The sequence below is a fragment of the Rhodoferax saidenbachensis genome (assembly GCF_031457975.1).
Lineage (GTDB): Bacteria > Pseudomonadota > Gammaproteobacteria > Burkholderiales > Burkholderiaceae_C > Allorhodoferax > Allorhodoferax saidenbachensis_A.
Map to the genome: position 1 here is coordinate 257,718 of NZ_JAVDXO010000001.1, position 23,548 is coordinate 281,265.

At 63.1% G+C, this 23,548-nt stretch carries 20 protein-coding genes and 2 tRNA genes; 18 read left to right on the forward strand and 4 right to left on the reverse strand.

Annotated features, from left to right (window positions below; genetic code table 11):
• The first annotated feature begins 239 nt into the window (after positions 1 to 239).
• The 7 genes from J2X15_RS01280 (at position 240) to J2X15_RS01310 (ending at position 9,329) form a co-directional block, all read left to right on the forward strand.
• The gene (locus J2X15_RS01280; RefSeq protein ID WP_310338652.1) at positions 240 to 683 is read left to right on the forward strand and encodes an acyl-CoA thioesterase; all 444 of its coding nucleotides are present in this window, start codon (positions 240 to 242) and stop codon (positions 681 to 683) included.
• Positions 680 to 1,375, forward strand: a complete 696-nt coding sequence (locus J2X15_RS01285; RefSeq protein WP_310338653.1) for a nitroreductase — start codon at positions 680 to 682, stop codon at positions 1,373 to 1,375. The genes J2X15_RS01280 and J2X15_RS01285 overlap by 4 nt, the downstream gene beginning before the upstream one ends.
• Before the next feature lie 108 nt (positions 1,376 to 1,483).
• Positions 1,484 to 2,692 carry a nicotinate phosphoribosyltransferase gene (gene pncB, locus J2X15_RS01290; RefSeq protein ID WP_310338655.1) on the forward strand — a complete coding sequence of 403 codons (1,209 nt, stop codon included), beginning with the start codon at positions 1,484 to 1,486 and terminating at the stop codon, positions 2,690 to 2,692.
• Between the two features lie 45 nt (positions 2,693 to 2,737).
• A complete protein-coding gene (locus J2X15_RS01295; RefSeq protein WP_310338658.1) occupies positions 2,738 to 3,730 on the forward strand; it encodes a 2-hydroxyacid dehydrogenase in 993 nt (330 codons plus the stop codon).
• Positions 3,727 to 6,648 carry a PAS domain-containing hybrid sensor histidine kinase/response regulator gene (locus J2X15_RS01300; protein ID WP_310338661.1) on the forward strand — a complete coding sequence of 974 codons (2,922 nt, stop codon included), beginning with the start codon at positions 3,727 to 3,729 and terminating at the stop codon, positions 6,646 to 6,648. The genes J2X15_RS01295 and J2X15_RS01300 overlap by 4 nt, the downstream gene beginning before the upstream one ends.
• A gap of 87 nt (positions 6,649 to 6,735) precedes the next feature.
• Positions 6,736 to 8,121, forward strand: a complete 1,386-nt coding sequence (locus J2X15_RS01305) for a DNA recombination protein RmuC (RefSeq protein WP_310338663.1) — start codon at positions 6,736 to 6,738, stop codon at positions 8,119 to 8,121.
• Positions 8,118 to 9,329 (forward strand): MFS transporter, encoded by a 1,212-nt coding sequence (locus J2X15_RS01310; RefSeq protein ID WP_310338664.1) that lies wholly within the window; start codon positions 8,118 to 8,120, stop codon positions 9,327 to 9,329. The genes J2X15_RS01305 and J2X15_RS01310 overlap by 4 nt, the downstream gene beginning before the upstream one ends.
• Before the next feature lie 16 nt (positions 9,330 to 9,345).
• On the opposite strand, the gene J2X15_RS01315 is transcribed toward J2X15_RS01310, so the two are convergent.
• Positions 9,346 to 10,215, reverse strand: coding sequence for an LOG family protein (locus J2X15_RS01315; protein ID WP_310338667.1), 870 nt, complete (start codon positions 10,213 to 10,215; stop codon positions 9,346 to 9,348).
• Between the two features lie 74 nt (positions 10,216 to 10,289).
• On the opposite strand from J2X15_RS01315, the gene J2X15_RS01320 reads away from it, so the two are divergent.
• The gene (locus J2X15_RS01320; RefSeq protein ID WP_409034235.1) at positions 10,290 to 11,477 is read left to right on the forward strand and encodes an HPP family protein; all 1,188 of its coding nucleotides are present in this window, start codon (positions 10,290 to 10,292) and stop codon (positions 11,475 to 11,477) included.
• A gap of 60 nt (positions 11,478 to 11,537) precedes the next feature.
• Here the strand turns inward: J2X15_RS01320 and efp are convergent, their stop codons facing one another.
• Both efp and earP read right to left on the reverse strand, forming a co-directional pair.
• On the reverse strand, positions 11,538 to 12,092 hold the full coding sequence (gene efp, locus J2X15_RS01325) for an elongation factor P (protein ID WP_105260659.1): 555 nt from the start codon (positions 12,090 to 12,092) through the stop codon (positions 11,538 to 11,540).
• Between the two features lie 106 nt (positions 12,093 to 12,198).
• Positions 12,199 to 13,338 (reverse strand): elongation factor P maturation arginine rhamnosyltransferase EarP, encoded by a 1,140-nt coding sequence (earP, locus tag J2X15_RS01330; protein ID WP_310338673.1) that lies wholly within the window; start codon positions 13,336 to 13,338, stop codon positions 12,199 to 12,201.
• A gap of 56 nt (positions 13,339 to 13,394) precedes the next feature.
• Here earP and uvrC point away from each other — a divergent pair, with 56 nt between their 5' ends.
• The 6 genes from uvrC to J2X15_RS01360 all read left to right on the forward strand — a co-directional run bounded on the left by uvrC (position 13,395) and on the right by J2X15_RS01360 (position 18,776).
• A complete protein-coding gene (gene uvrC, locus J2X15_RS01335) occupies positions 13,395 to 15,380 on the forward strand; it encodes an excinuclease ABC subunit UvrC (protein WP_310338675.1) in 1,986 nt (661 codons plus the stop codon).
• Positions 15,381 to 15,398: 18 nt separating this feature from the next.
• On the forward strand, positions 15,399 to 15,974 hold the full coding sequence (gene pgsA, locus J2X15_RS01340) for a CDP-diacylglycerol--glycerol-3-phosphate 3-phosphatidyltransferase (RefSeq protein ID WP_310338678.1): 576 nt from the start codon (positions 15,399 to 15,401) through the stop codon (positions 15,972 to 15,974).
• Positions 15,975 to 16,309: 335 nt separating this feature from the next.
• Complete coding sequence (locus J2X15_RS01345) at positions 16,310 to 16,582, forward strand: HU family DNA-binding protein (protein WP_066709320.1); 273 nt, start codon at positions 16,310 to 16,312, stop codon at positions 16,580 to 16,582.
• A 16-nt stretch (positions 16,583 to 16,598) separates the two neighbouring features.
• Positions 16,599 to 16,674, forward strand: a tRNA-Val gene (locus J2X15_RS01350).
• 64 nt (positions 16,675 to 16,738) lie between these two features.
• The gene (locus J2X15_RS01355) at positions 16,739 to 18,667 is read left to right on the forward strand and encodes a peptidylprolyl isomerase (RefSeq protein ID WP_310338689.1); all 1,929 of its coding nucleotides are present in this window, start codon (positions 16,739 to 16,741) and stop codon (positions 18,665 to 18,667) included.
• 33 nt (positions 18,668 to 18,700) lie between these two features.
• Positions 18,701 to 18,776 (forward strand) — tRNA-His (locus tag J2X15_RS01360).
• 84 nt (positions 18,777 to 18,860) lie between these two features.
• Here J2X15_RS01360 and J2X15_RS01365 read toward each other — a convergent pair.
• A complete protein-coding gene (locus tag J2X15_RS01365; RefSeq protein WP_310338692.1) occupies positions 18,861 to 19,835 on the reverse strand; it encodes an NADPH:quinone oxidoreductase family protein in 975 nt (324 codons plus the stop codon).
• A 112-nt stretch (positions 19,836 to 19,947) separates the two neighbouring features.
• Between J2X15_RS01365 and surE the strand changes: the two genes are divergently transcribed.
• From surE to J2X15_RS01385, 4 genes are read left to right on the forward strand one after another with little or no spacing between them, the layout of a single operon-like run.
• Entirely contained in the window at positions 19,948 to 20,721 is a 774-nt protein-coding gene (gene surE, locus J2X15_RS01370) for a 5'/3'-nucleotidase SurE (protein WP_310338694.1), read from the forward strand.
• Positions 20,718 to 21,578 carry a protein-L-isoaspartate(D-aspartate) O-methyltransferase gene (locus J2X15_RS01375; protein ID WP_310338698.1) on the forward strand — a complete coding sequence of 287 codons (861 nt, stop codon included), beginning with the start codon at positions 20,718 to 20,720 and terminating at the stop codon, positions 21,576 to 21,578. Before surE ends, J2X15_RS01375 begins: the two co-directional genes overlap by 4 nt.
• Before the next feature lie 14 nt (positions 21,579 to 21,592).
• Positions 21,593 to 22,504, forward strand: a complete 912-nt coding sequence (locus J2X15_RS01380) for a peptidoglycan DD-metalloendopeptidase family protein (RefSeq protein WP_310338701.1) — start codon at positions 21,593 to 21,595, stop codon at positions 22,502 to 22,504.
• 10 nt (positions 22,505 to 22,514) lie between these two features.
• Positions 22,515 to 23,540 carry a sigma-70 family RNA polymerase sigma factor gene (locus J2X15_RS01385; RefSeq protein ID WP_310338703.1) on the forward strand — a complete coding sequence of 342 codons (1,026 nt, stop codon included), beginning with the start codon at positions 22,515 to 22,517 and terminating at the stop codon, positions 23,538 to 23,540.
• Positions 23,541 to 23,548 lie beyond the last annotated feature (8 nt).

Below are 23,548 nucleotides of genomic sequence, written 5' to 3' on the forward strand. Positions count from 1 at the left end.
TTCATTCTCCAGTAGTTAAGATGAAATTCACTATCTGCTCCGTAACCTGGCCCTGAGGCTTGTTTATGTTGCAGTGCAGCATGGGTTGAATTGTAGCGATGCTGCAGTGCAATGCAAGCGTTATTTGTTGCGGTGCAACAATTTAGAGACGAAGACCTAGATCCCAGGCATTTCACGCCGGTGTCACGCCGCTGTGCAGGAGCAACTGGGCGCGGCCATGGGACTGGCAAAATGGAACCATGGACAACGCCGCCCCTGCCAAACCCCACCCCGAGCCGCGCAGCGCCTACAAGGTCTTCCGCCCCATTGCCACCCGCTGGTCTGACAACGACGTCTACGGCCATGTGAACAACGTGGTGTACTACAGTTGGTTCGATACGGCGGTGAACGCCTACCTGATAGAGCAGGGAGTGCTCGACATCCACGGGGGCAGCACCATCGGCCTGGTGGTGGAGACGCAGTGCAACTACTTTGCATCGCTGGCGTTTCCGCAGATCGTGCACGCAGGTATCCGCGTGGCCAAGCTGGGAACCTCCAGCGTGCGCTACGAGGTGGGCATCTTTGGCGACGGCGAGCTGACCGCGGCCAAAGGGCACTTCATCCATGTGTATGTGGACCAGATCACCCGCAAGCCGGTGGCACTGCCGGCCGACCTCAAAAAAATACTGGAGACTCTTGTATGACTGCTTCCGTGGTGGACCACGCCATTACTTCACGCATGTCGGTGCGGGCATTTACCCCGCAGACCGTGGCACGCGTGGACATTGAGGCCATTCTGGAAGTGGCCAGCCGTGCGCCCAGTGGCACCAACTGCCAGCCCTGGAAGGTGTACGTGCTGCAAGGCGCCAGCCGCGACGGTTTGGTGGAGCAGGTGTGCACGGCGCACGACGCCATCCGCGCCAACCCGGCGCTGGCAGCCGAATACCAGGAGGCCTACGACTACTACCCGACGCAGTGGGTCAGCCCCTACATAGACCGCCGCCGCGAAAACGGCTGGGGCCTGTATGGCCTGCTGGGCATTGGCAAGGCCGACAAGGACAAGATGCACGCCCAACACCAGCGCAACTTCCGCTTCTTTGACGCGCCCGTGGGTCTGATGTTCACCGTGGACAAGGTGATGGGACGTGGCTCGCTGGTGGACTATGGCGCGTTTTTGCAGAACATCATGGTGGCGGCGCGCGGGCGTGGGCTGCACACCTGCCCGCAGGCCGCGTGGAACGGCTTTGCCAAGATCATCCTGCCGCACATTGGCGCGGGCGGGGACGAAATGCTGGTATGCGGCATGTCGTTGGGCTATGCCGACCTGCAGGCACCAGTGAATGAATTCCATACGCCGCGCGTGCCGGTGGCAGATTTCACCCGATGGCTGGACTAACGGCGCTGAATTTATAAGAAAATGGGCTCTAGCCCTCGGGGACGCTGCGCAAGCAGCTACTAAAAGAATAGCAATCTACCGGCCCAGTCGTGGGCCTTCTGTCACACCATGATCATCACCAGCCTTCTGGACACGGACCTCTACAAGTTCACCATGATGCAGGTGGTGCTGCACCAGTTTCCCGGTGCGCAGGTGGAGTACCGTTTCAAGTGCCGCAACCCCGGAGTGAATCTGGCGCCCCATGCTGCGGAGATTCGCGAAGAGATCCGTTCGTTGTGCGGGCTACATTTTCAGGACAGCGAGCTGGCGTACCTGCGATCGATGCGCTTTATCAAAAGCGACTTCGTGGACTTTCTGGGCCTGTTCAAGCTCAACGAGAAATACATCACCGTCACCCCGCTGCCCACGGGCGAGCTGGAAATCGTGATCGAAGGCCCTTGGTTGCACACCATCCTGTTCGAAATCCCGGTGCTGGCCATCGTCAACGAGGTGTACTTCCGCAACACCCAGCAGGTGCCGGACTTTGTGGAAGGGCGCAAGCGGCTGGACACCAAGATTGCCGAGCTGCGCGCCGATGGCCTGGCTGAGCTGAAGATTGCCGACTACGGCACACGCCGTCGCTTCTCGCGCGCCTGGCACGACGAGGTGTTGCGCGTGCTGACCGCCAAGCTGGGTACCCTGCAAAGCCCGGGCCAGGCCAAGGGCCAGCCGGGGCAGCTGGCGGGCACCAGCAATGTGCTGCTGGCCATGAAGCTGGGGCTGATCCCGCTGGGCACCATGGCGCACGAGTATTTGCAGGCCTCGCAGGCGCTGGGGCCGAGGTTGCGCGACAGCCAGATTTTTTCGTTCGAGTCGTGGGCGCGCGAGTACCGTGGCGACCTGGGCATTGCGCTGAGCGATGTCTATGGCATGGACGCCTTCCTGCGCGACTTTGATTTGTACTTCTGCAAGCTGTTTGACGGCGCCCGCCACGACAGCGGCGACCCCTTCAACTGGGGTGAGCGCATGCTGGAGCACTACAGCCGCAACCGGGTAGACCCGCGCACCAAGACGCTGATCTTCAGCGATGGCCTGACCGTGCCGCGCACCATTGCGCTGTACCAACAGTTCCGTGGCCGCTGCCAGTTGGCGTTTGGCATTGGCACCAACCTGACCAATGACCTGGGTTACGAGCCCTTGCAAATTGTCATCAAGATGGTGCGCTGCAACGGCCAGCCGGTGGCCAAGCTGTCGGATACTCCTTCCAAGAACATGTGTGATGATGAAAAGTACCTGGCCTATCTGCGCCAGGTGTTCCAAATCGCCGCGCCCGCCTGAACGACTTCAACGTCGTCGCCTGCTGTCACAACCCTTCGTACTGCCATGACCTTGCCCCGCATCCTCGTCACCCGTGCCATTTACCCCGATGTGCTGGACCACCTGGGGCGGCATTTTGAGGTCGATTCGAACCAGGCTGACGAAGCCTGGGACGCCGCTACGCTGATTGCCAAGCTGCAAGGCAAGGTCGGGGCATTGACCACGGGTGGGGATCGTGTGGACGCAGCTTTGCTGGCGGCCTGCCCGGGCCTGAAGATCTGCGCCAACATGGCCGTGGGCTTCAACAACTTCGACGTGCCCGCCATGACCGCTGCGGGTGTGCAGGGCACCAACGCCCCCGACGTGCTGACCGAGACCACGGCCGACTTTGGCTTTGCGCTGCTGATGGCCACTGCTCGCCGCCTGACCGAGAGCGAACACTACCTGCGTGCTGGCCAGTGGAAACGCTGGCGCTACGACATGTTTTGTGGCTCCGACATCCATGGCTCCACCCTGGGCATCATCGGCATGGGCCGCATTGGGCAGGCCATTGCACGCCGCGGTGCACTGGGCTTTGGCATGCAGGTGATCTACCACAACCGCAGCCGCCTGGATTCCGCCACCGAAGCCGCCTGTGGCGCCCGCTATGTGGACAAGGACACGCTGCTGCAGACGGCCGACCACGTGGTGCTGGTGGTACCGTATTCCGCGGCCTCGCACCACACCATCGGCGCTGCCGAGCTGGCCCGGATGAAGCCCACCGCGACACTGGTCAACATTGCGCGCGGCGGCATCGTGGACGACGCCGCGCTGGCCGTGGCTCTGCGCGAACGGCGCATTGCGGCGGCCGGGCTGGACGTGTTTGAGGGCGAGCCCAGCGTGCATCCCGACCTGCTGACCGTGCCCAACGTGGTGCTGACCCCCCATATCGCCAGCGCCACCGAGCGCACGCGCCGCGCCATGGCGAAACTGGCGGCAGACAACCTGGTGTCCTTCCTGCTGCAGGGCAAGCCGCTCACGCCCGTGAACGCCCTGCCTAGCGTGGTGGCTGCACCATGAGCAACTGGCGCGCCCTCTGGCTGGGTGAGCCCGGCACGGCTGCAGTCGCCCCGGATGCGCAGGGCCTGGCCGGCATAGGCGCTGTGGCGCGCGGCTTCAACGCCACCATCTTCCTGACCTGTGGGCTGGTCGTGGTGGTGGCCTATGTGCTGGGCTTATTCTCGGATGCGCCCAACATGGTCACCATGGCGGTGCTGGTCACCATGGCCGCGCTGGTGCAGGTGTTCCTGGTGCGTGGCTGGGTACGGTCCAGTTCGGTGGTGGTGCTGTTGCTGCTGTTCACCGGGGTTTTCTCTTCCATGGTGCGCTTTGGCACCATCAATATTGCGCAGGCTGCGCTGGCGGGCATTCCGCTGATTTACTGCGTGGTGATTTTGGGCGAACGCGCGGGGCTGGCGCTGCTGCTGCTGTCGGCAGCGGGCAGCGGCTGGATCACCTGGGCGCAGGTGCATGGCACGCTCAAGCCCTCGGCCCCCACCATTCCCGCGGCGCAGTGGGTCATCTTGTCCATGGGCTTTGTGGTGGCCTTCCGCATGGCGGTGCTGATCAAGCGGCATTTGCTGGACACCTCGCAGCGCGTCAATGCAGCGCAGAAGATGCTGCTCGACGAGCGCGAGGCCAGCAACGCCCGCGTGCTCAAGGCCTTGTCGGAGCTGGAGCGCCAGCGCTATGTGATCGACCAGCATGCCATCGTCAGCATCATGGACCTCAACGGCTTGCTGACCTATGGCAACCAGAAGTTTGTGGAAGTCACCGGCTACGTGCCGCAAGAGTTTTTGGGCAAGCACTACCGCATGATGGATTCTGGCCAGCATGGTGAGCGCTTTTTTGCCGACCTGATCCACACCATTTCGCAGGGCAAGGTATGGCGCTCGGAGCTGTGCAACCGTGCCAAGGACGGCACCCTCTACTGGCTGGACACCACGGTGGCGGCCTTCATGAACAGCGACGGCACGCCGCGCGAGTACATCACGGTCAGCACCGACATCACCCAGCTGCGCCAGGCTGAACAGTCGGCCCACGCGGCCAGTCGGGCCAAGTCTGAATTTCTGGCCAATATGAGCCACGAAATCCGCACGCCCATGAACGGCGTGGTTGGCATGGTGGACATCTTGCGCGCGACCGAGCTCACGCGCGAACAGCGCCGCATGGTCAGCACCATCCACGACTCGTCGATCGCGCTGCTGCAGATCCTCAACGACATTCTGGATTTCTCCAAGATCGAGGCCGACAAGCTGGAGGTCGAAGCCATGCCCACCCACCTGCGCGAGCTGGTGGAGGGGGTGGCCCAACTGATGGTGACCATCTCGGCTGGCAAAGACATTGACCTGTCGGTGCTGGTGGATCCGGATCTGCCCGAATGGGTGTGGGTGGACCCTACGCGCATGCGCCAGGTGCTCTACAACTTGCTGGGCAATGCGCTCAAGTTCACGCCCGGGCGGCCCGAGCGCCGTGGCAATGTGCGCCTGTATGTGCGTGCGGCGCAGCAAACCCAGGGGCCGTCTACGCTGGAATTCAGCGTGATGGACAACGGCATTGGCATGGGCCCCGAGCTGGTGGACCGCCTGTTCGAGGCGTTTACCCAAGCCGATGTGGGTACGGCACGCCAGTACGGTGGTACGGGCCTGGGATTGTCCATCAGCCGCCGCCTGGTGGAGATGATGCACGGCCGCATTCTGGTGCACAGCACGCTGGGCGAGGGCTCGATCTTCACCATCCTGCTGCCGCTGTATGTGGCCACGCCCGAGACCGCCACCGCGCGCAGCCTGAGCCTGGCGGGCGTGCAGGTGATGCTGGTGAGCGACGACAACGACTGCGCCCAGGTGCTGCCCGGCCATTTGCGCGCAGCAGGTGCCGTGGTGCAGACGGCGCTCAATCCGCAGCGAGCACAGGACTGGCAAGCCACGGCGGTAGGCCCTGCGGTGCTGGTGCTGGATGTGGATACGCCTTGGGACGAATCGACCGACCTGTGGAGCCAAAGCACCATCGGGCGTGGCGTAGTGCGCCTGGTGCGGCAAAACCAAAGCAGCGTGCCGGGCCGCTCGGTCACGGTGTGCGCGCGGCCGCTGCAGGTGAACGAACTGGTGCGCGGCGTGGCCCTGGCCTGTGGCCGCCTGAGCGTGCCCGCCATGTTGCCAACCCATGAGCGGGCCGAGAGCGTTGCCGTGGTTGTGCCCTCGGTGCAAGAGGCACGCGAAGCCGGGCGCCTGATCCTGCTGGTGGAAGACAACGAAACCAACCGCGACGTGATGCTGGAGCAACTGCGCATCCTGGGTTATGCGGCCGAGTGCGCGCCCGATGGCGCCACAGCGCTGAAGATGTGGGTGGTGGGCCGCTATGGCCTGATGCTGACCGACTGCCACATGCCGCAGATGGATGGCTTTGCGCTGACCGAGGCGATCCGCCAGGCCGAAGATCCGCACGAACACATGCCTATCGTGGCGGTGACTGCCAACGCCATGGATGGCGAGCTGCAGCACTGCCTGGAGCGTGGCATGGACGACTACCTGACCAAGCCCCTGCGCCTGAGCGAGCTGGGGGCCATGTTGCTCAAGTGGCTGCCGCGCGACACGGCACCCGGGGAGGCGTTGCCGAAGTGGGATGGCATGGCGCTGAGCCGCATGGTGGGCGAAAACCCCACCATGCACCGCCGCCTGTTGGACCGCTACATCACCACCACCGCGGCACAGATGGCCGAGCTGGATGCGCTGCGTGCCGCAGGTGATCTGAAGGGCCTGGGCGCGCTGGGGCATAAGCTCAAGTCGTCCTCGCGCACCGTGGGGGCCATGCAGCTGGGCGCGCTGTGCCAGGCGTTGGAGTCGCTGGCGCGCGAAGGGCAGGGCGCCCAGGCGCTGGAGCAGGTGGCGGCCATCCAGCAGGCATTTGCCGAGGTAGAGCCGCTGCTGCAAGGCAGCTAGAGTGCTATTGAATCAGGAGCTGCTCGCGCAGATTCCACGGGGGCTAGCGCCCTGTTTTATCTATATTTGAGTGAGAGTGAGGGCGGGATGCAAGGGCTGGAGTGGGTGTTGGTGGCGCTGGCGGTGCTGCAACTGGGGTTGTTGGCCTACGGCCTGATGCAGCGCGGTCGGCCCGTGCCGCCTACGGCGCAGCAAGAGGCCCAGCGCCAGGAGCTGCTGGCTCTGGTGAAGACCAGCAGCGAGCGGCTGGAGCGCGAGCTGCGCCGCGAGGTGACCGAGTCTGCCCGCGACGGTCGCCAGGAGCTGTCGCAAAACCTGGCCCTGTTTCAGAAGGCCTTGGTGGAACAAAGCGGCGAGGCCACACGTACGCAAAACACCCAGATCGACGCCTTTGGCCAGCAGCTGGCGCTGCTGCAGAAAACGCTGTCCGATACGCTGACGAACCAGTTGTCCAGCCTGAGCGAATCCAACGCCCGGCGCATGAACGAAGTACGCGAGACGCTGGAGAAACAACTGGCGCAGCTGCAAACCACCAACGCCGCCAAACTGGACGAAATGCGCGCCACCGTAGACGAGAAGTTGCAGACCACGCTGCAGGCGCGCCTGGGCGAAAGCTTCAAGCAGGTGGCCGAGCGGCTGGAGCAGGTGCACAAGGGCCTGGGCGAAATGCAGACGCTGGCACAGGGGGTGGGCGACCTCAAACACCTGCTGACCAACGTGAAAACCCGCGGCATTTTTGGCGAGGCCCAACTGGCCAGCCTGCTGGAGCAGGTGTTTGTGCCCGACCAGTACGCGGTGCAGGTGCCCACGCGCCCGGGTAGCAAGAACGTGGTCGACTTCGCCATCAAGCTGCCGGGCCGTTCCGACAACGGAGAGCCGCTGTGGCTGCCCATCGACGCGAAGTTTCCCAACGACGACTACGAGCGCCTGCTCGATGCCCAGGGCCGTGCCGATGTGCTGGGCGCGGAGGTGGCCGGCAAGGCGCTGGAAATGCGCATTCGGTTGGAGGCCAAGTCGATTGCCGACAAGTACGTGGAGCCGCCGTACACCACCGACTTTGCCATTTTGTTTTTGCCCACCGAGGGCCTGTACGCTGAGGTGCTGCGCCGCCCCGGCCTCATGGAAAGCCTGCAGCGCGACCACCGCATCACGCTGGCCGGGCCCACCACGTTGCTGTCCATGCTGAGTTCGCTGCAGATGGGCTTTCGCACGCTGGCGCTGGAGAAGCGTTCCAGTGAGGTGTGGCAGGTGCTGGGGGCGGTCAAAACCGAGTTTGGCAAGTTCGGCGACGTGCTGGCCAAGGTCAAGGCGCAAACCCAGACCGTGCTCAACACGCTGGACAACGCCGAGACCCGCAGCCGCGCCATGGGCCGGGCGCTGAAAAAGGTAGATGCCTTGCCCGAGTCGCAGGCGCAAGCCCTGCTGCCCGCCGACCGCGACTTTGACCGCGATGCGGACGCCAGCAGCCTATGACATCTGCGGAGGCCGAGAGCAACAACGGTAGCGGTGAAAGCGCCTGGGGGCTGCTGCGGTTGGTCGCAGGTCAGGTGTGCCTGCACGCCAGCATGGCCGGCATGCGCATGGCCGCCCCGCTGTGGGCGTTGCAGCAAGGCTATGGTGCGCTGGCCGTCGGATTTCTGCTGGCGTTGTTCTCCTTGACGCAGGTGTTTTTAGCGCTACCCGCTGGGCGCTATGCCGACCGGCACGGCCTGCGTCGCCCTGTGGCGCTAGGCATTGTGGCAGCCATGTCGGGTGCGGGGCTGGCGGCGCTGTTTCCCCACTTTTCGGTGCTGTGCGTCACGGCCCTGTGCATGGGCGGCGCCACCGGCGGCGCCTCGATTGCACTTCAACGCCATGTGGGCCGCGCAGCGCGCAACGCCACGGATCTGCGCCGCGTGTTCAGCTGGCTGTCCATCGGGCCGGCGGTATCCAACTTTCTGGGGCCCGTGTGCGTAGGCCTGTTGATCGACCATGCGGGCGTGTGGATGGGCGGGCAGGCGGCCGACCACAATGGCTTTGTCGCGGCCTTTGCCCTCACGGCGCTGGTGCCAGCTCTGGCCTGGTTGTGTGTGCGCCACACGCCTGAGCTGCCGCCCGTGCAGGTGGCCGATGGCGCGCACCCCAGCGTGTGGCCGCTGCTGCGCGAACCACTCATGCGCCGCCTGTTGCTGGTGAACTGGCTGTTGTCCAGCTGCTGGGATGTGCACACCTTTGTCGTGCCGGTGATCGGCCACGAGCGCGGCTTCAGTGCCTCGGTGATCGGCACCATCCTGGGGGCCTTTGCGGTGGCCGCCGCCTCGGTGCGCGTGCTGCTGCCTCTGGTTGCCGCGCACCTGCGCGAGTGGGCGGTGGTGACCGGGGCGATGGTCGTTACCGCGCTGCTGTTTGGGGCCTACCCCTTCATGCCCACGGCCTGGGCCATGGGCCTGTGTTCGGTGTTGCTGGGGCTGGCGCTGGGGACGGTGCAGCCCATGATCATGAGCACGCTGCACCAGATCACGCCGCATGCGCTGCATGGCCAGGCCATCGCGTTGCGCCTGATGAGCCTGAACCTCTCTAGCGTGCTCATGCCCATGCTGTTTGGCACGGCGGGTGTGGTGGTGGGCGTGTCGGTGGTGTTCTGGACCGTGGGCACCCTGGTGGGCCTGGGCGCCCACGCAGCCTGGAAGCTGCGGCCCTGAGACCGCAGCCGCACGTTTACAACGGCAGGTTGTAAAACGTGCGGATGATTTCCCAGGCTTCCTGCGGGTCGTCGGTGTAGTGAAACAGACTCAGGTCTTCGGGCGAGATGGCACCTTCTTCCACCAGCACGTCCATATTGATCAGCCGCTTCCAGTAATCGGTGCCAAACAGCACGATTGGCACGGGCTTGGCCTTCTTGGTTTGCACCAGGGTGATGACTTCAAACAGCTCGTCCAGCGTACCAAAGCCACCGGGGAAGGCCACCAGTGCCTTGGCGCGCATCATGAAATGCATCTTGCGCGTGGCGAAGTAGTGGAATTTGAAGCTCAGTGACGGCGTGACGTAGGGATTGGCCTTTTGCTCGTGGGGCAGGGCGATGTTCAGGCCTGGTGTCAGCGCGCCCATTTCAAACGCGCCACGGTTGGCCGCTTCCATGATGCCGGGGCCGCCGCCGGTGCAGATGAACAGGCGGTCTTTCAGCGGCTTGCGTGCGCTGTAGCCGGCCACCAGGCGGGCAAACAGACGCGCGTTGTCGTAGTGCTTGGCATTGCGCACATGGCGCTCGGCCAGTGCCAGCTGCTGGGCATCCCCACTGGCCTTGGCGGCCTTCAGTGCGGCGTTGGCCTCTTCGGGGGCGGGGAAGCGGGCGCTGCCAAAGACCACCACGGTGTTCTCCACGCCCTGTGCGGCCTGGTCCAGATCGGGCTTGAGCATCTCCAACTGGATGCGCAGACCACGGGTCTCGCGGCGCAGTAAAAACTCGGGGTCGGCAAAGGCCAGGCGGTAGGCGTCGGTTTCCAGCATATTGCCCAGATCGGCGTGGGCTTGCAGGTCGGCCCAGGCGTTGGCCAGGCGGGCTTCGTTGAGGTTTTGGGTATTTTCCATGGGCGCATTGTCGTCCCATTTCAAGGCAGTTTGGGGCGCCGATAATTTGCGTCTCCTCTTGTGCGTACCGCCCCATGCCACCAGACCCCGTGAATTCCGAATCGCTACCAAATGAAGCCCTGACCTGGGGCGAGCGTTGGCAGCATTGGCTCCTGGCCTTTTGGCCAGCGCCTGTGATGATTGACGCGCGCGAACGCTGGCGTTCGGTGCTGGGTGCGCTGGTGGGCATGGGGCTGACCGCGTGGCTCAGCCACTGGCTGCTGGCGGCCAATCCCGGCAGCATCTGGATGCTGGCACCCATGGGCGCCAGCGCGGTGCTGGTGTTTGCCGTGCCGGCCAGCCCGCTGGCGCAGCCCTGGGCCGTGCTGGGGGGCAACGGTGTGTCCGCCCTGGTGGGCGTGCTCTGCGCGCGCTGGATCGATCAGCCAGTGCTGGCCGCCTCGCTAGCCGTGCCACTGGCCATTCTGGTCATGCTGTGGTTGCGTTGCCTGCATCCCCCAGGCGGGGCCATGGCTTTGTCGGCGGTGTTGAGCCACTGGGTAGGACTGGACATTGCCTGGGGGCCGTTGGCTGTGAATGGCGGTTTGATGATTGCTGCCGGCGTGGCCTACAACAGCCTGACCGGCCGCCCCTACCCACATGTGCAGCGGCGTGTGGCCGGGCCCGTATCTGACCTGCAGGGCCGCTTCACGCCCGGCGACCTGGACGCCGCGTTGGCCCACTACAACCAGATTCTGGACGTCAGCCGCGACGATCTGGAGAACCTGCTGCAGCACGCCGAGATGGCGGCCTATCGGCGCAACCTGGGCACCTTGACCTGTGCCGATGTGATGTCAAAAAGTCCGATTGCAGTGCAGTTCGGCACTCCGTTGCACGAGGCCTGGGCCTTGCTCAACCAGCATGGCATCAAGGCGCTACCCGTGGTGGACAGGGTGCGGCGCATGGTGGGCATCGTCACCGTGGCCGACTTCATGCGTCACGCGGGGCTGGAGCAGGGTGACGATTTGGGCCAGCGGTTTCAGGCGTTCATCCGGCGCTCGGGCAAGGTTAGCTCGGACAAGCCCGAGGCCGTGGGCCAGATCATGACGCGCCAGGTGCGCGTGGCCAGCGCGCACCGCCCGCTGATGGAGCTGGTGCCGCTGTTCTCCGAGGGCGGCCACCACCACATTCCCATCATCGACACCGAATCGCGGCTGGTCGGCATCATCACGCAGTCGGACCTGGTGCGCGCCCTCTACCGCGCGGTGCGGGTAGACGGCTAAGGCTGTGTTGGCTGCAATAAAAAAGGCTTCCGAAGGAGCCTTTTTTATTCGCGGCGTGGGTTAGACGCGTTTACGGTATTCGCCGGTGCGCGTGTCGATTTCGACCTTGTCGCCTTGGGCCACAAAGATTGGCACGCCGATTTCGAAACCAGTGGCGATCTTGGCAGGCTTCAGCACCTTGCCCGATGTGTCGCCCTTGACGGCGGGTTCGGTCCAGGTGATTTCACGTTCCACGCTGGTAGGCAGTTCCACCGAGATGGCCTTGCCTTCGTAGAACACCACTTCGGCGGTCATGCCGTCTTCCAGGTAGTTCAGCGAGTCACCCATGTTTTCGGATTCGACTTCGTACTGGTTGTAGTCCGCATCCATCCAGACATACAGGGGGTCGGCGAAGTAGGAGTAGGTGCAATCCTTCTTGTCCAGAATGATCTGGTCGATCTTGTCGTCGGCCTTGAACACCACTTCGGTACCGAAGTTGGCAATCAGGCTCTTGAGCTTCATGCGCACGGTGGCAGAGTTGCGGCCGCCGCGGCTGTATTCGGTTTTCAGGACGACCATGGGGTCTTTGCCGTGCATGATCACATTGCCGGCGCGGATTTCTTGAGCGATTTTCATAGGGTTGCAGGAACGAATGTCGCGTGGTGCGACTGTAGGCCGCAGTCTGCGGCGGGGCATGACTTGCCCCAAAACTCAGGCGGCAAATTCAGCTAAGCCTCGGATTTTATCTTTTTTTCTGCACGAAATTGGTGAGCTGGCTGGTCAGGTCGTCCATTTGCAGCAGGCCGTGGCGCCAATCGTGTGCAGCAGCCGACCATTCCACCAGGGGCAAGGTACCCCAATCCAGCCTGGGCTGGTTGGGCCCTGCCATGCCATTCAAGTCGTTCCAAGCCAGCTGTGCCGCGCGCAGCGAGGCGGGTGCCTGCATTTGGTCCAGCAGCGCGTTCAGCTTGTCGGCGTGCGCCCCATCGTCCTGGGGGTAGATCTGCCAGAGCCAGGGCTTGCCGGCCCAGATGGCGCGCACCAGCGAGTCTTCGCCGCGCACCAGGTTCAGGTCGCAGGCCCACAGCAGTTCGTCAAATTCGGTCTGGGTCAGGGGCTCCAGCCAATGCAACGCCAGTTCGCCTGCGCCGGTGGTGGGCAGATCCATCTGCGCCAGTGCGGTTTGCACCGCACGCTGGGCTCGCCCCGGCGTCACCAGCAGCAGCGTGGGCGTGGCTCCCTGCACCAGACCTTGCAGTAGGGCCGTCAGCGCAGGCGGCTCGTAGCAAAACAGCGAGACCAAGCGTTGGCCTTGCCAGGCAATGCTGTGTTGCGCCAGCCAGGCGTTGCACGCGTTGTCGTCAAACGCGGTCTGGCGCGCCAAGTAGTCCGCTTCGTGCAGCAGCCCGCCCGTGCGTGCTGTGAAGCCTGGGTAATAGAAATGCTTGGTCCAGCCCTGGGCCGGGCCCTGCATCACGGGCGAGGGCAGGGCGTGGCAGCGTTCCACATAGGCCTCGGCCGACAGGTACTCCAGGTTGATCCACGCCGGAGGTTTAAGACCATTTTGGCCACTGGCCCCCGTATCCATTGCGCGAGCAGCTATGAATTCAGGAGCAATCTCGCAGCCGAAGCCTTCGATCCACACATCAGCGGGGGGCAGTTTTTCCAGTACGGTGGGGTCGCATGCTTCCGCCCAGTCGTGCACCTTCACGTTGGGCCAGCGGCCTTCCACCGCGCCGGGCGCCATCCATGCCAGGGCACGGCTGTCATCCACCCACAGGCGTACCGTGTGACCGCGGTTGGCCAGGTCGGCACACAGGCGCCAGCACACACCGATGTCGCCAAAGTTGTCGATGACCTTGCAGAAAATATCCCATTGCATGGCGGCTATTGTCCATGCGCGGTCCACCCCCCAAGTAGCAAGCACAATAGCGTCCCATGTCTGAAGCCGATTCCGCAGAAACCCACTCCGACGCGCTGCTGCGCGAGGTGGCGGCGTTGCCGTCTCTGCCCGGGGTGTACCGCTACTTTGATGCAGACAACCAGCTGCTCTACGTGGGCAAGGCCATCAGCCTGAAGAAGCGGGTCAGCAGCTATTTCCAGAAGGACCATGGCGGCACACGCATCGGCCATATGGTCAGCAAGATTGTGCGCATGGAGACCACGGTGGTGCGCTCCGAGGCTGAGGCCCTGCTGCTGGAAAACAACCTCATCAAGACGCTGAACCCGAAGTACAACATCCTGTTTCGGGACGACAAGAGCTACCCCTATTTGAAGATGACCGGCACGCCACCGGTGCCCAAAAACCTGGCGCTGGCCGAGCCTGGCGCCAAGCCCCGGCCCCCGCAGCCGGTGGAGTTTGCCCGCGTGTCGTACTACCGCGGAGGTGTGGAGAAAAAGCACCGCTACTTTGGCCCGTACCCCAGCGCCTGGGCGGTGAAAGAGGCCATTCTGCTGATGCAAAAGGTGTTTCGCCTGCGCACCTGCGAAGACCCTGTGTTCAGCAACCGTACGCGGCCCTGCCTGCTGTACCAGATCAAGCGCTGCTCGGCGCCCTGCGTGGGCCACATTAGTCCGGCTGATTACGCGCAGGACGTGGCCAATGCCGAGCGATTCTTGCGTGGCGAGGCGCAGGACGTGATGCGTGGCCTGGAGGCCCGCATGATGGCGCACGCCGACAAGCTGGAGTTTGAACAGGCGGCCGAGCTGCGCAACCAGGTAGCAGCACTGTCGAATGTGTTGCACCAGCAGTCGGTGGACAACGTGTCAGACCGCGATGTGGACATCCTGGCCGTGAAGGTGCAGGGCGGCAAGGCCTGTGTGAACCTGGCCATGGTGCGCGGTGGCCGCCATCTGGGCGACCGGCCTTACTTCCCGGTGCATGTGGAAGACGCCACGCTGATGGGTGAGGCGGATGACAGCGAGGCCAAGAAGTCGGTCGAGGCCCAGGTGCTGGAGGCGTTCTTGTCGCAGCACTATATCGACGTGCCCATGCCCGGCGCGCTGGTGGTCAGCGAGCCCGTGAGCAAGGGGCTGCTACAGGCGCTGTCGGAGCAAACCGGTATCAAGGTCACCGCGGTGCACCAGCCGCGCGAGCAGCGTCGTGCCTGGTTGGACATGGCGCAGACCAATGCGGCGCTGCAGCTGGCCCGCCTATTGGCCGAAGAAGGCTCACAGCAGGCGCGCACGCGTGCGCTGGCCGACGCACTGGATTTGGCACTCGATGACCTGGACGCGCTGCGCATCGAATGCTTTGACATCTCTCACACCGCGGGCGAGGCCACGCAGGCGTCGTGTGTGGTGTTCCAGCACCACAAGATGCAGAACAGCGAATACCGCCGCTTCAACATAGAAGGCATCACCGGCGGCGACGACTACGCCGCCATGCGCCAGGTGCTGACGCGCCGCTACAGCAAGCTGGCCGAGGCCCTGCGCGAGGCCAAGCACCAGGGCACCACACCCAGCGGCACGGCGCGCCTGCCAGACCTGGTGCTGGTGGACGGCGGCAAGGGCCAGGTGGCCATGGCGCGTGAAGTGTTTGAGAGCCTGGGGCTGGACCTGTCGCTCATCGTGGGCGTGGAGAAGGGCGAGGGTCGCAAGGTGGGGCTGGAAGAGCTGGTGTTTGCCGATGGCCGCGAGAAGGTCTACCTGGGTGCCGACTCGGCAGCCTTGATGCTGGTGGCGCAGATCCGCGACGAGGCGCATCGCTTTGCCATCACCGGCATGCGCGCCGCGCGCGCCAAGGTGCGCACGGGCGGCGGCAAGCTCGAAGAAATTCCGGGCATTGGCCCCAAGCGCCGCGCCAAACTGCTGCAGCGTTTTGGCGGTGTGCGGGGTGTGGCTCTGGCCAGCGCCCAGGACATTGCCACGGTGGACGGCATATCGCGCGAACTGGCGGATGAAATCTACCGTGCACTGCACTAGCCGTGCCACAATCCCGCCATGTTTATGACCATCCCCACCCTCATGACCTGGACGCGAATCTTCGCGATTCCCCTCATCGTGGGCGTCTTCTATTTGCCCGACGCCATGGCGTCGGCGTATGAGCGCAACCTGGTGGCCACCATCATGTTTGTGGTGTTCGCGGCAACAGACTGGCTGGATGGCTACCTAGCCCGCAAGCTCAACCAGACCTCGTCGTTCGGTGCTTTCCTGGACCCGGTGGCCGACAAGTTTTTGGTGTGCGCTTGTGTGTTGGTGCTGGTGCACCTGCAGCGAGCCGACGTGTTTGTGGCCCTCATCATCATTGGCCGTGAGATCGCCATATCGGCCTTGCGCGAGTGGATGGCGCAGATTGGTGCATCCCGCAGCGTGGCCGTGCACATGATTGGCAAGGTCAAGACCGTGGTGCAAATGGTGGCCATTCCCTTTCTGCTGTTCGACGGTTTGCTGTTCGGAATCATCAATACCCACCTCTGGGGCGTGTGGCTGATCTGGGCTGCGGCGGTGCTCACCGTGTGGTCTATGGTGTACTACTTGCAGAAGGCCTTGCCGGAGATTAGGGCTCGCACCAAGTAGCCTTACGCAGACCTTGCGCCCCGAAGCGGTGCGCTGTATTCAGCACATCCTGTTGCATTTGCGACAGTACAGCCCCGCAGAAAAAACTTACCGTTGCCAGGCAATTTTCCAAAAAATTGCGTCTAGAATTCGCCTCCGCGCTGTCGCAATGTTGCACGGCATATTGACACGGTATTAGCCCGTGGCTTTAATGCAATGCAGCGGTCACCACTGCTACCGCTGAAAGCTGTTTTGTTTTTGGGTCGTGTTTCATCACATGCCACCACCAAGACAATCCGGTACAACAAAATTTTGAAGAGACAATCGATTAACTCGCTTCCGTACAAGGGGTCTTTGTGAATAAAACTGAACTGATTGAGCACATTGCAAAACATGCCGATATTTCCAAGGCCGCTGCTACGCGCGCTCTGGAGTCGACCATTGGTGCGGTGAAGACCACCTTGAAAAAAGGCGGCACTGTTTCCCTGGTAGGTTTTGGTACTTTTGCAGTGGGCAAACGTGCTGCTCGCACGGGTCGCAATCCACGTACCGGCGCTGCGATTAAAATCAAGGCTGCCAAAGTTCCAAAGTTCCGTCCAGGCAAAGCATTGAAAGATGCCCTGAACTAAAATTAGGTTTATGTTTGGGTGATTAGCTCAGTTGGTAGAGCGTCTGCCTTACACGCAGAATGTCGGCGGTTCGAGCCCGTCATCACCCACCACCACACCCAGCAAAGGCGAACACAATTGTTCGCCTTTTTTGTTGTATTCATGGAGAGTTAGCGCATGTTCGATTTCGTCCGCAAGTACACCAAGGTGATTGCCATACCTTTGTTCTTGCTCATCATCCTGGCGTTTGTCATGGTGGGTGTGGATGGTTACAAAGGCATGAGCCGGGGTGCCACCGTGGCCACCATCGGCAGCGCCAAGGTGACCCAGGAAGAGTGGGACTACGCCCACAAGAATGAAGTCGATCGCCTGCGTGCTTCTGTGCCCAATGTGGATCCCAAACTGCTGGACTCCCCACAGGCCCGCTACGCCACGCTGGAACGCCTGGTGCGCGAGCGCGTGATGGCCGCCGCCGTCAAGGATGCGCACTTCACCACCTCGGATGCGCGCCTGGCCCGTGAGCTGCAGCAAAACCCCACGATTGCCGGTCTGCGCAAGCCTGACGGCACCATGGACATTGAACGTTACCGCCAGTTGGCCGCCAGCCAAGGCCTGACGCCCGAAGGCCTGGAAGCCCGTGTGCGCAGCGACCTGACCCTGATGCAGGTCGAGTCCGGCATCTCGTCCACTGCGTTCTCCGCCAACGCCGTGGCTGACTTGGCGCTCAATGCCTTCTTTGAACGCCGTGAAGTGCAGATCGCCCGCTTTGCCCCTGCTGACTTTGCCAGCAAGGTCAACCCATCGGATGCGGACATCGAGGCGTTCTACCAGGCCAACGCGCCGTTGTTCCAGTCCACCGAGTCCGCCAACATCGAATACGTGGTGTTGGACGTAGATGCCATCAAGAAGACGGTGACGGTGAACGAGGCGGACCTCAAGTCTTACTACGAACAAAATGCCAGCCGCCTGAGCAGCAAGGAAGAGCGCCGCGCCAGCCATATCCTGATCAACGCGCCCAAGACCATGCCTGAGGCCGAACGCCAAAAGGCCAAGGAGAAAGCCCAGGCGCTGCTAGAGCAGGCGCGCAAGGCGCCCGCCACCTTTGCGGATCTGGCCAAGAAGAACTCGCAAGATGCGGGCTCTGCCCCCCGCGGTGGCGACCTGGACTTTTTTGCCCGTGGTGCCATGGTCAAACCGTTTGAAGAAGCCGTGTTCGCGATGAAGAAGGGTGACGTCAGCGATCTGGTGGAATCGGACTTTGGGTTCCACATCATCAAACTCACGGACGTGAAAGCGCCCAAGCAACCCAGCTTTGAGGAATTGCGTACCGGTTTGGAGAGCGAGCTGCGTGTGCAACAAGCCCAGCGCAAATTTGCCGAAGTGGCCGAGTCCTTTACCAACGGCGTGTACGAACAGTCGGACAGCCTCAAGCCCATCGCCGATCGTCTGAAGCTGGAAGTCAAGACCGCTGCCAATGTGCAACGCACTGCCGCCAAGGGCGCAACCGGTGTGCTGGCCAACCCAAAGCTGTTGGCCGCCGTCTTTAGCCCCGATTCGGTGGAGAAGAAACGCAACACCGAAGCCATTGAAACCGGCTCCAGCCAGCTGACTGCTGCCCGCGTGGTGAGCTACAGCCCCGCACGCACCTTGCCTCTGGCCGAGGTGCGCGCCCAGGTGCGCGAGCGTTTGGTGGCCAGCCGTTCGCAAGAGCTGGCGAAGAAAGAGGGCGCCGACAAATTGGCCGCCTGGCAAGCCACACCGACCAGCGCCAGCTTCCCTGCGACGGTAACTGTCTCGCGTGAACCCGGCCAGCCGGTGCAAGGCACCTTGCTCGACGCTGCACTGCGTGCCGACCCTGCCAAGCTGCCAGCGCTGGTGGGTGTGGACCTGGGTGCCCAAGGCTACGCCGTGGTTAAGGTCAACAAGGTGCTGCCGCGCAACCCGGTGAACGACGCCGTGGCCAAGCAGGAGCGCAACCAATACGCCCAATGGATGGCCAATGCCGAGAGTCAGGCCTACTACCTGACCCTGAAAGACCGTTTCAAGGTGCAGATCAAGGTGCCCACACCGGCACGCATGGGATCTGCACCCGCAGTTGCGGAATAAGCCTTTTTATCGGGTTATAATCATGCGCTTACGGTGGCTGTAGCTCAGTTGGTAGAGTCCAGGATTGTGATTCCTGTTGTCGTGGGTTCGAGCCCCATCAGCCACCCCAAAATATGAAAAAACCCTGCATTCGCAAGAATGCAGGGTTTTTTTCTGGGTGCTTGGTAGCGTGCAGCCAGGGTTTATCTGGCGCCTAGTTCACCATCACCAGCTTGCCCATCACGCCGCGTGAGCCCATGTGGGCATAGGCGGCCTTGAGCTCGGCCATGGGCATGGTCCGGTCAATCACCGGTTTGATCTTGCCTTGGCCATACCACTGGGCCAACTCGCCCATCATGGCCGCATTCGCCTTGGGTTCTTTCTTGGCAAAATCGCCCCAGAACACGCCGACGATGCTGGCGCCCTTGAGTAGCGCCAGGTTGAAGGGCAGGGCGGGAATGGGGCCGGACGCAAAGCCCACCACCAGGTAACGGCCGCGCCAGGCGATGGAGCGGAACGCTGGCTCGGAAAAGTCGCCGCCCACGGGGTCATAAATCACGTCTGGGCCTTTGCCTTCGGTCAGGGCCTTGATTGCGTCGCGCAAATTCTCAGTGGCGTAGTTAATCGTGGCGTCCGCACCAATCGATTTGCACAGAGCGCATTTTTCTTGTGTGGATGCGGCGGCAATCACGCGCGCGCCCATGGCCTTGGCGATCTGGATGGCCGAGGTACCTACGCCGCCCGCAGCGCCCAGTACCAGCACGGTTTCTCCAGCCTTGAGCTGGGCCCGGTCCACCAGCGCGTGGTAGGACGTGGCGTAGATCATGATGAAGGCCGCTGCATCTACCATCGGGAAGCCGGGCGGCAGTGGCATGCACAGCGCTGCCGGGGCGATGGTGTGGGTACCAAAGCCGCCGGTGCCGCTCAGGCAGGCCACAGGTTGGCCGACTTTGAGGTGTGTGACGCCTTCGCCCACGGCCTGCACGATGCCGGCGTATTCCGAGCCTGGTACAAAGGGCAGGGCGGGCTTCATCTGGTACTTGTTTTGCACGATGAGAATGTCGGGGAAATTCAGGCTGGCGGCCTTGATCTCCAGCAGTACCTCGCCGGCTTTGGGCTGTGGCGTGGGCAGTTCTTTCCAGGTCAGGGCATCGATACCGGTGGGGTTTTCACAAAGCCAGGCGTGCATGGGGTGTCTCCAAAAAGTTGGCAAATCATAGGCCCCACCCCCTTGAGAAAATGTCTCTAGGGCGACCTGCGTGCCACCCTCAACCTACAATGGTCGCACACTCCCTTTGAATATGAAAATCCTGATTTCCAACGACGACGGCTACCAGGCCCCCGGCATCGTGGCGCTGTATGAGGCGCTCAAAGACATTGCCGAGGTCGAGGTGATTGCCCCCGAGCAAAACAACAGCGCCAAATCGAACGCACTGACCCTGCATTCGCCGCTGTATGTGCACCGCGCGGCCAACGGTTTTCGCTATGTGAACGGCACCCCGGCGGACTGTGTGCACATTGCGCTCAGTGGTCTGCTGGACTACCGGCCCGATCTGGTGGTGTCGGGCATCAACAACGGCGCCAACATGGGCGACGACACGATTTACTCCGGCACCGTGGGCGCGGCCATGGAAGGCTTTTTGTTTGGCATCCCGGCCATTGCGTTTTCGCAGGTGGAGAAGGACTGGGTGGAGCTGGCTTCTGCCGCCCGAAAGGCGCGCGAACTGGTGCTCTCCATGCAACAGCAGCAGCTGATCACCTCCACACCGTGGCTGCTGAACGTTAACATCCCCAACCTGCCGTTTGACGAGATTGGCAGCATGAAGCTGTGCCGCCTGGGCAAGCGCCATGCGGCCGAAAAAGTGATTCAGCAGCAAAGCCCGCGTGGCGAGACCATGTACTGGATTGGCGCCGCTGGCCCGGTGAAGGACGATGCGGAGGGCACCGACTTCCATGCCACGGCGCAGGGCCATATGGCCATCACCCCGCTGAAGGTGGACCTGACGGACCACGACAACCTGGGCTACTGGGCGCAGACCGCGTCTCGGCTGGCGGCCCCACCTGTGGCGGTATGAAGCAACGCCCCTCGTTCCCCGCCCGGCTGGACGCCACGCTGGCTAAGACACGGCCCAACCCGCACGGGGCGATGGCCACTGGCCCTGCGCCCGTTGCCAAACCGGCATTGAAGACGGTGTCTTCTCCGGCGCCTGCCAAAGCCGCCTTGCCACCTGTCGCGCGTGCCAAAGCTCCCAGCCCGTTGCCGCAGGTGCCCCAAGGCCACGGCATGGACTCGCAGGCTGTGCGCCAGCGCATGGTGCAAAAGCTGGCTGGCCAGGGCGTGACCGACCGGCTGGTACTGGGCGCCATGGGGGCGATAGAGCGCCATCGCTTTGTGGACAGCGCGCTGGTGAACCAGGCCTATGAGGACACTAGCCTGCCGATTGGGCTGGGGCAAACGATTTCCAAGCCCGGCGTGGTGTCGCGCATGATCGAGTTGCTGCGCAATGGCGCCACGGGCCGCTTGGGTCGGGTGCTGGAGATTGGCACCGGCTGCGGCTACCAGGCCGCTGTGCTGAGCCTGGTGGCGGACGAGGTGTACAGCATCGAGCGCCTGCGTGGCCTGCATGAGAAGGCGCGCGAGAATCTGCGCCACCTGCGCCTGGCCAATGTGCATTTGCTGTTTGGCGATGGCATGGCGGGCTACGCCAAGGGCGCACCTTACGCGGCCATCATTGCGGCAGCGGGCGGCGAGGCGGTACCCCAGGCGTGGGTAGACCAACTGGCTGTGGGTGGGCGCCTGGTGGCGCCAGTGGTAACGTCAGGACCTGGCGGTGGTCAGGCGTTGTTGGTGCTGGACAAGACCCCACAGGGTGTGCGGCAAACCCTGTTGGAGGCAGTGCATTTTGTCCCTCTAAAATCAGGCGTTGCCTAAAGGGAAATCAAATTATGTTCGGTATGCGTCAATGGGGTGGGTCTGCGGTGTGTGTGGCTGTGCTGGTGCTGTCTGGCTGCGGCTCTTCGCCTGTGAACCACGCACCTGTGGAAGACCGCAACACGGCAGGTAGCAAGCCTGGGGTGGTGATGGATGCACGTACTGCGGCCGTCAAGCAGCCTCCGGGCTTTGAGAATGCGGGCAAGGCCGGTTACTACACCATCAAGCCTGGCGATACGCTGATTCGCATCGCGCTGGAAACGGGCCAAAGCCACAAGGACATTGCGCGCTGGAACGCACTGGACAACCCCAACAAGATCGAAGTGGGCCAGGTGATTCGTGTGGTGGCGCCTGTTGGGGGGGAAACCCCGGTTGCAACCGCCAAGCCTGTGGCGGCATCGGTGGCCACCACCACGGCTCTGCCAGCTGCCTCGGCACCTGCACAGGCTGCTGGACCTGCAGCGGCTTCTTCATCGGCCACGCCTGCGCCTGCAGCTTCTGCCGCCGCGGCGACCAAGCCCGTGGCGCCTGCTCCTGCGCCCGCTTCGGGTGGGGATGATGAAGTGGCGTGGATCTGGCCCGGTAGCGGCGCCGTGCTGGCAGGATTTGACGAAGTGAAGAACAAGGGCCTGGACATTGGAGGCAATGCGGGCGACCCCGTGCTGGCCGCGGGCGAGGGCAAGGTGGTGTACGCCGGTGCTGGCCTGCGCGGCTATGGCAATCTGATCATCCTCAAGCACAACAACACCTACCTCACGGCCTATGCCCACAACCAGACGCTGCTGGTCAAGGAAGACCAGACCGTGAAGAAGGGCCAGAAGATTGCCGAGATGGGCAATAGCGACGCCGACCGCGTGAAGCTGCACTTTGAGGTGCGCCGGCAAGGCAAGCCGGTGGACCCGGCCAAGTACCTGCCCAGTAGATAGCAGGCTCCAGATGAAAAAGCCCCCCAACGCTCACCCACTCGACCCTTCGGTCGACCAGCGTAGCGCGGGGCAGGGTTTGGAGCTGAATATGGCTCTAGCCCCCATGGATGCTGCGCTAGAAGCTCCTGAAATCATAGCGACTACGGAACTGGAGCGCCTGGCCCGCGAGGTGCTTCCGGGCGATGAGTCGGCCGACGCACTGGCCATTTACCTGCGTGGCGTGCGCCGCACCACACTGTTTACCCCCGAAGAAGAATTTGCTGCCGCCACCCGCGCCCGTGCGGGCGACTTTGCGGCGCGGCAAAGCATGATCGAGCACAACCTGCGCCTGGTGGTGAGTATTGCCAAGGGTTACACCGGGCGCGGCGTGCCCATGTCCGACCTCATCGAAGAGGGCAACCTGGGGCTGATGCACGCCATCGACAAGTTTGAGCCCGAGCGGGGTTTTCGTTTCTCCACCTACGCCACCTGGTGGATACGCCAGTCGGTGGACCGGGCGCTGATGTACCAGGGCCGTGCCGTGCGCCTGCCGGTGAACGTGGTGCGCGAGGTGCAACAGGTGCTGCGCGCACGCCGCGCGCTGGAGAACGACGCCGCCTTGGTAGCCAGCCGCCCCGAAGGCATACGCGCGGAAGACATTGCGGCCCTGCTGGGGCGTGAGTCGTCGGATATTGTGGATTTGCTGGCCATGGCCGAGGCGCCGCGTTCGCTGGATGCGTCGCTGGACCCGTCGGGCGACGAGCATTCACTGGGCGACAGCCTGGTGGACGAGCTGGCGCTGGACCCTGAGGACTCGGCCCAGGCGCATGAGGTGGACACGCTATTGGAAAGCTGGATCGCCACGCTCTCGCCGCGCGAGCGTGAGGTGCTGGAGGGCCGCTTTGGCCTGCACGACCGTGAGCCTGAAACGTTGGACGTGATCAGCGCCCGTCTGGGCCTGACGCGCGAGCGCGTGCGCCAGGTGCAAAACGAGGCGTTGTTTAAGCTCAAACGCCACCTGGCCCGTCGTGGCATCAAGCGAGAATTCCTCATGTGAGGGCGGCC

What these genes read in the sequence shown, in the direction of transcription:
- J2X15_RS01285 (WP_310338653.1), top strand. Translation starts at nt 680, where the DNA reads ATGACTGCTTCCGTGGTGGACCACGCCATTACTTCACGCATGTCGGTG.
- J2X15_RS01305 (WP_310338663.1), top strand. Translation starts at nt 6,736, where the DNA reads ATGCAAGGGCTGGAGTGGGTGTTGGTGGCGCTGGCGGTGCTGCAACTG.
- efp (WP_105260659.1), bottom strand. Translation starts at nt 12,092, where the DNA reads ATGAAAATCGCTCAAGAAATCCGCGCCGGCAATGTGATCATGCACGGC.
- J2X15_RS01310 (WP_310338664.1), top strand. Translation starts at nt 8,118, where the DNA reads ATGACATCTGCGGAGGCCGAGAGCAACAACGGTAGCGGTGAAAGCGCC.
- J2X15_RS01385 (WP_310338703.1), top strand. Translation starts at nt 22,515, where the DNA reads ATGAAAAAGCCCCCCAACGCTCACCCACTCGACCCTTCGGTCGACCAG.
- pncB (WP_310338655.1), top strand. Translation starts at nt 1,484, where the DNA reads ATGATCATCACCAGCCTTCTGGACACGGACCTCTACAAGTTCACCATG.
- J2X15_RS01300 (WP_310338661.1), top strand. Translation starts at nt 3,727, where the DNA reads ATGAGCAACTGGCGCGCCCTCTGGCTGGGTGAGCCCGGCACGGCTGCA.
- surE (WP_310338694.1), top strand. Translation starts at nt 19,948, where the DNA reads ATGAAAATCCTGATTTCCAACGACGACGGCTACCAGGCCCCCGGCATC.
- J2X15_RS01365 (WP_310338692.1), bottom strand. Translation starts at nt 19,835, where the DNA reads ATGCACGCCTGGCTTTGTGAAAACCCCACCGGTATCGATGCCCTGACC.
- J2X15_RS01280 (WP_310338652.1), top strand. Translation starts at nt 240, where the DNA reads ATGGACAACGCCGCCCCTGCCAAACCCCACCCCGAGCCGCGCAGCGCC.
- J2X15_RS01295 (WP_310338658.1), top strand. Translation starts at nt 2,738, where the DNA reads ATGACCTTGCCCCGCATCCTCGTCACCCGTGCCATTTACCCCGATGTG.
- pgsA (WP_310338678.1), top strand. Translation starts at nt 15,399, where the DNA reads ATGTTTATGACCATCCCCACCCTCATGACCTGGACGCGAATCTTCGCG.
- J2X15_RS01375 (WP_310338698.1), top strand. Translation starts at nt 20,718, where the DNA reads ATGAAGCAACGCCCCTCGTTCCCCGCCCGGCTGGACGCCACGCTGGCT.
- uvrC (WP_310338675.1), top strand. Translation starts at nt 13,395, where the DNA reads ATGTCTGAAGCCGATTCCGCAGAAACCCACTCCGACGCGCTGCTGCGC.
- J2X15_RS01380 (WP_310338701.1), top strand. Translation starts at nt 21,593, where the DNA reads ATGTTCGGTATGCGTCAATGGGGTGGGTCTGCGGTGTGTGTGGCTGTG.
- J2X15_RS01320 (WP_409034235.1), top strand. Translation starts at nt 10,290, where the DNA reads ATGCCACCAGACCCCGTGAATTCCGAATCGCTACCAAATGAAGCCCTG.
- J2X15_RS01355 (WP_310338689.1), top strand. Translation starts at nt 16,739, where the DNA reads ATGTTCGATTTCGTCCGCAAGTACACCAAGGTGATTGCCATACCTTTG.
- J2X15_RS01315 (WP_310338667.1), bottom strand. Translation starts at nt 10,215, where the DNA reads ATGGAAAATACCCAAAACCTCAACGAAGCCCGCCTGGCCAACGCCTGG.
- earP (WP_310338673.1), bottom strand. Translation starts at nt 13,338, where the DNA reads ATGCAATGGGATATTTTCTGCAAGGTCATCGACAACTTTGGCGACATC.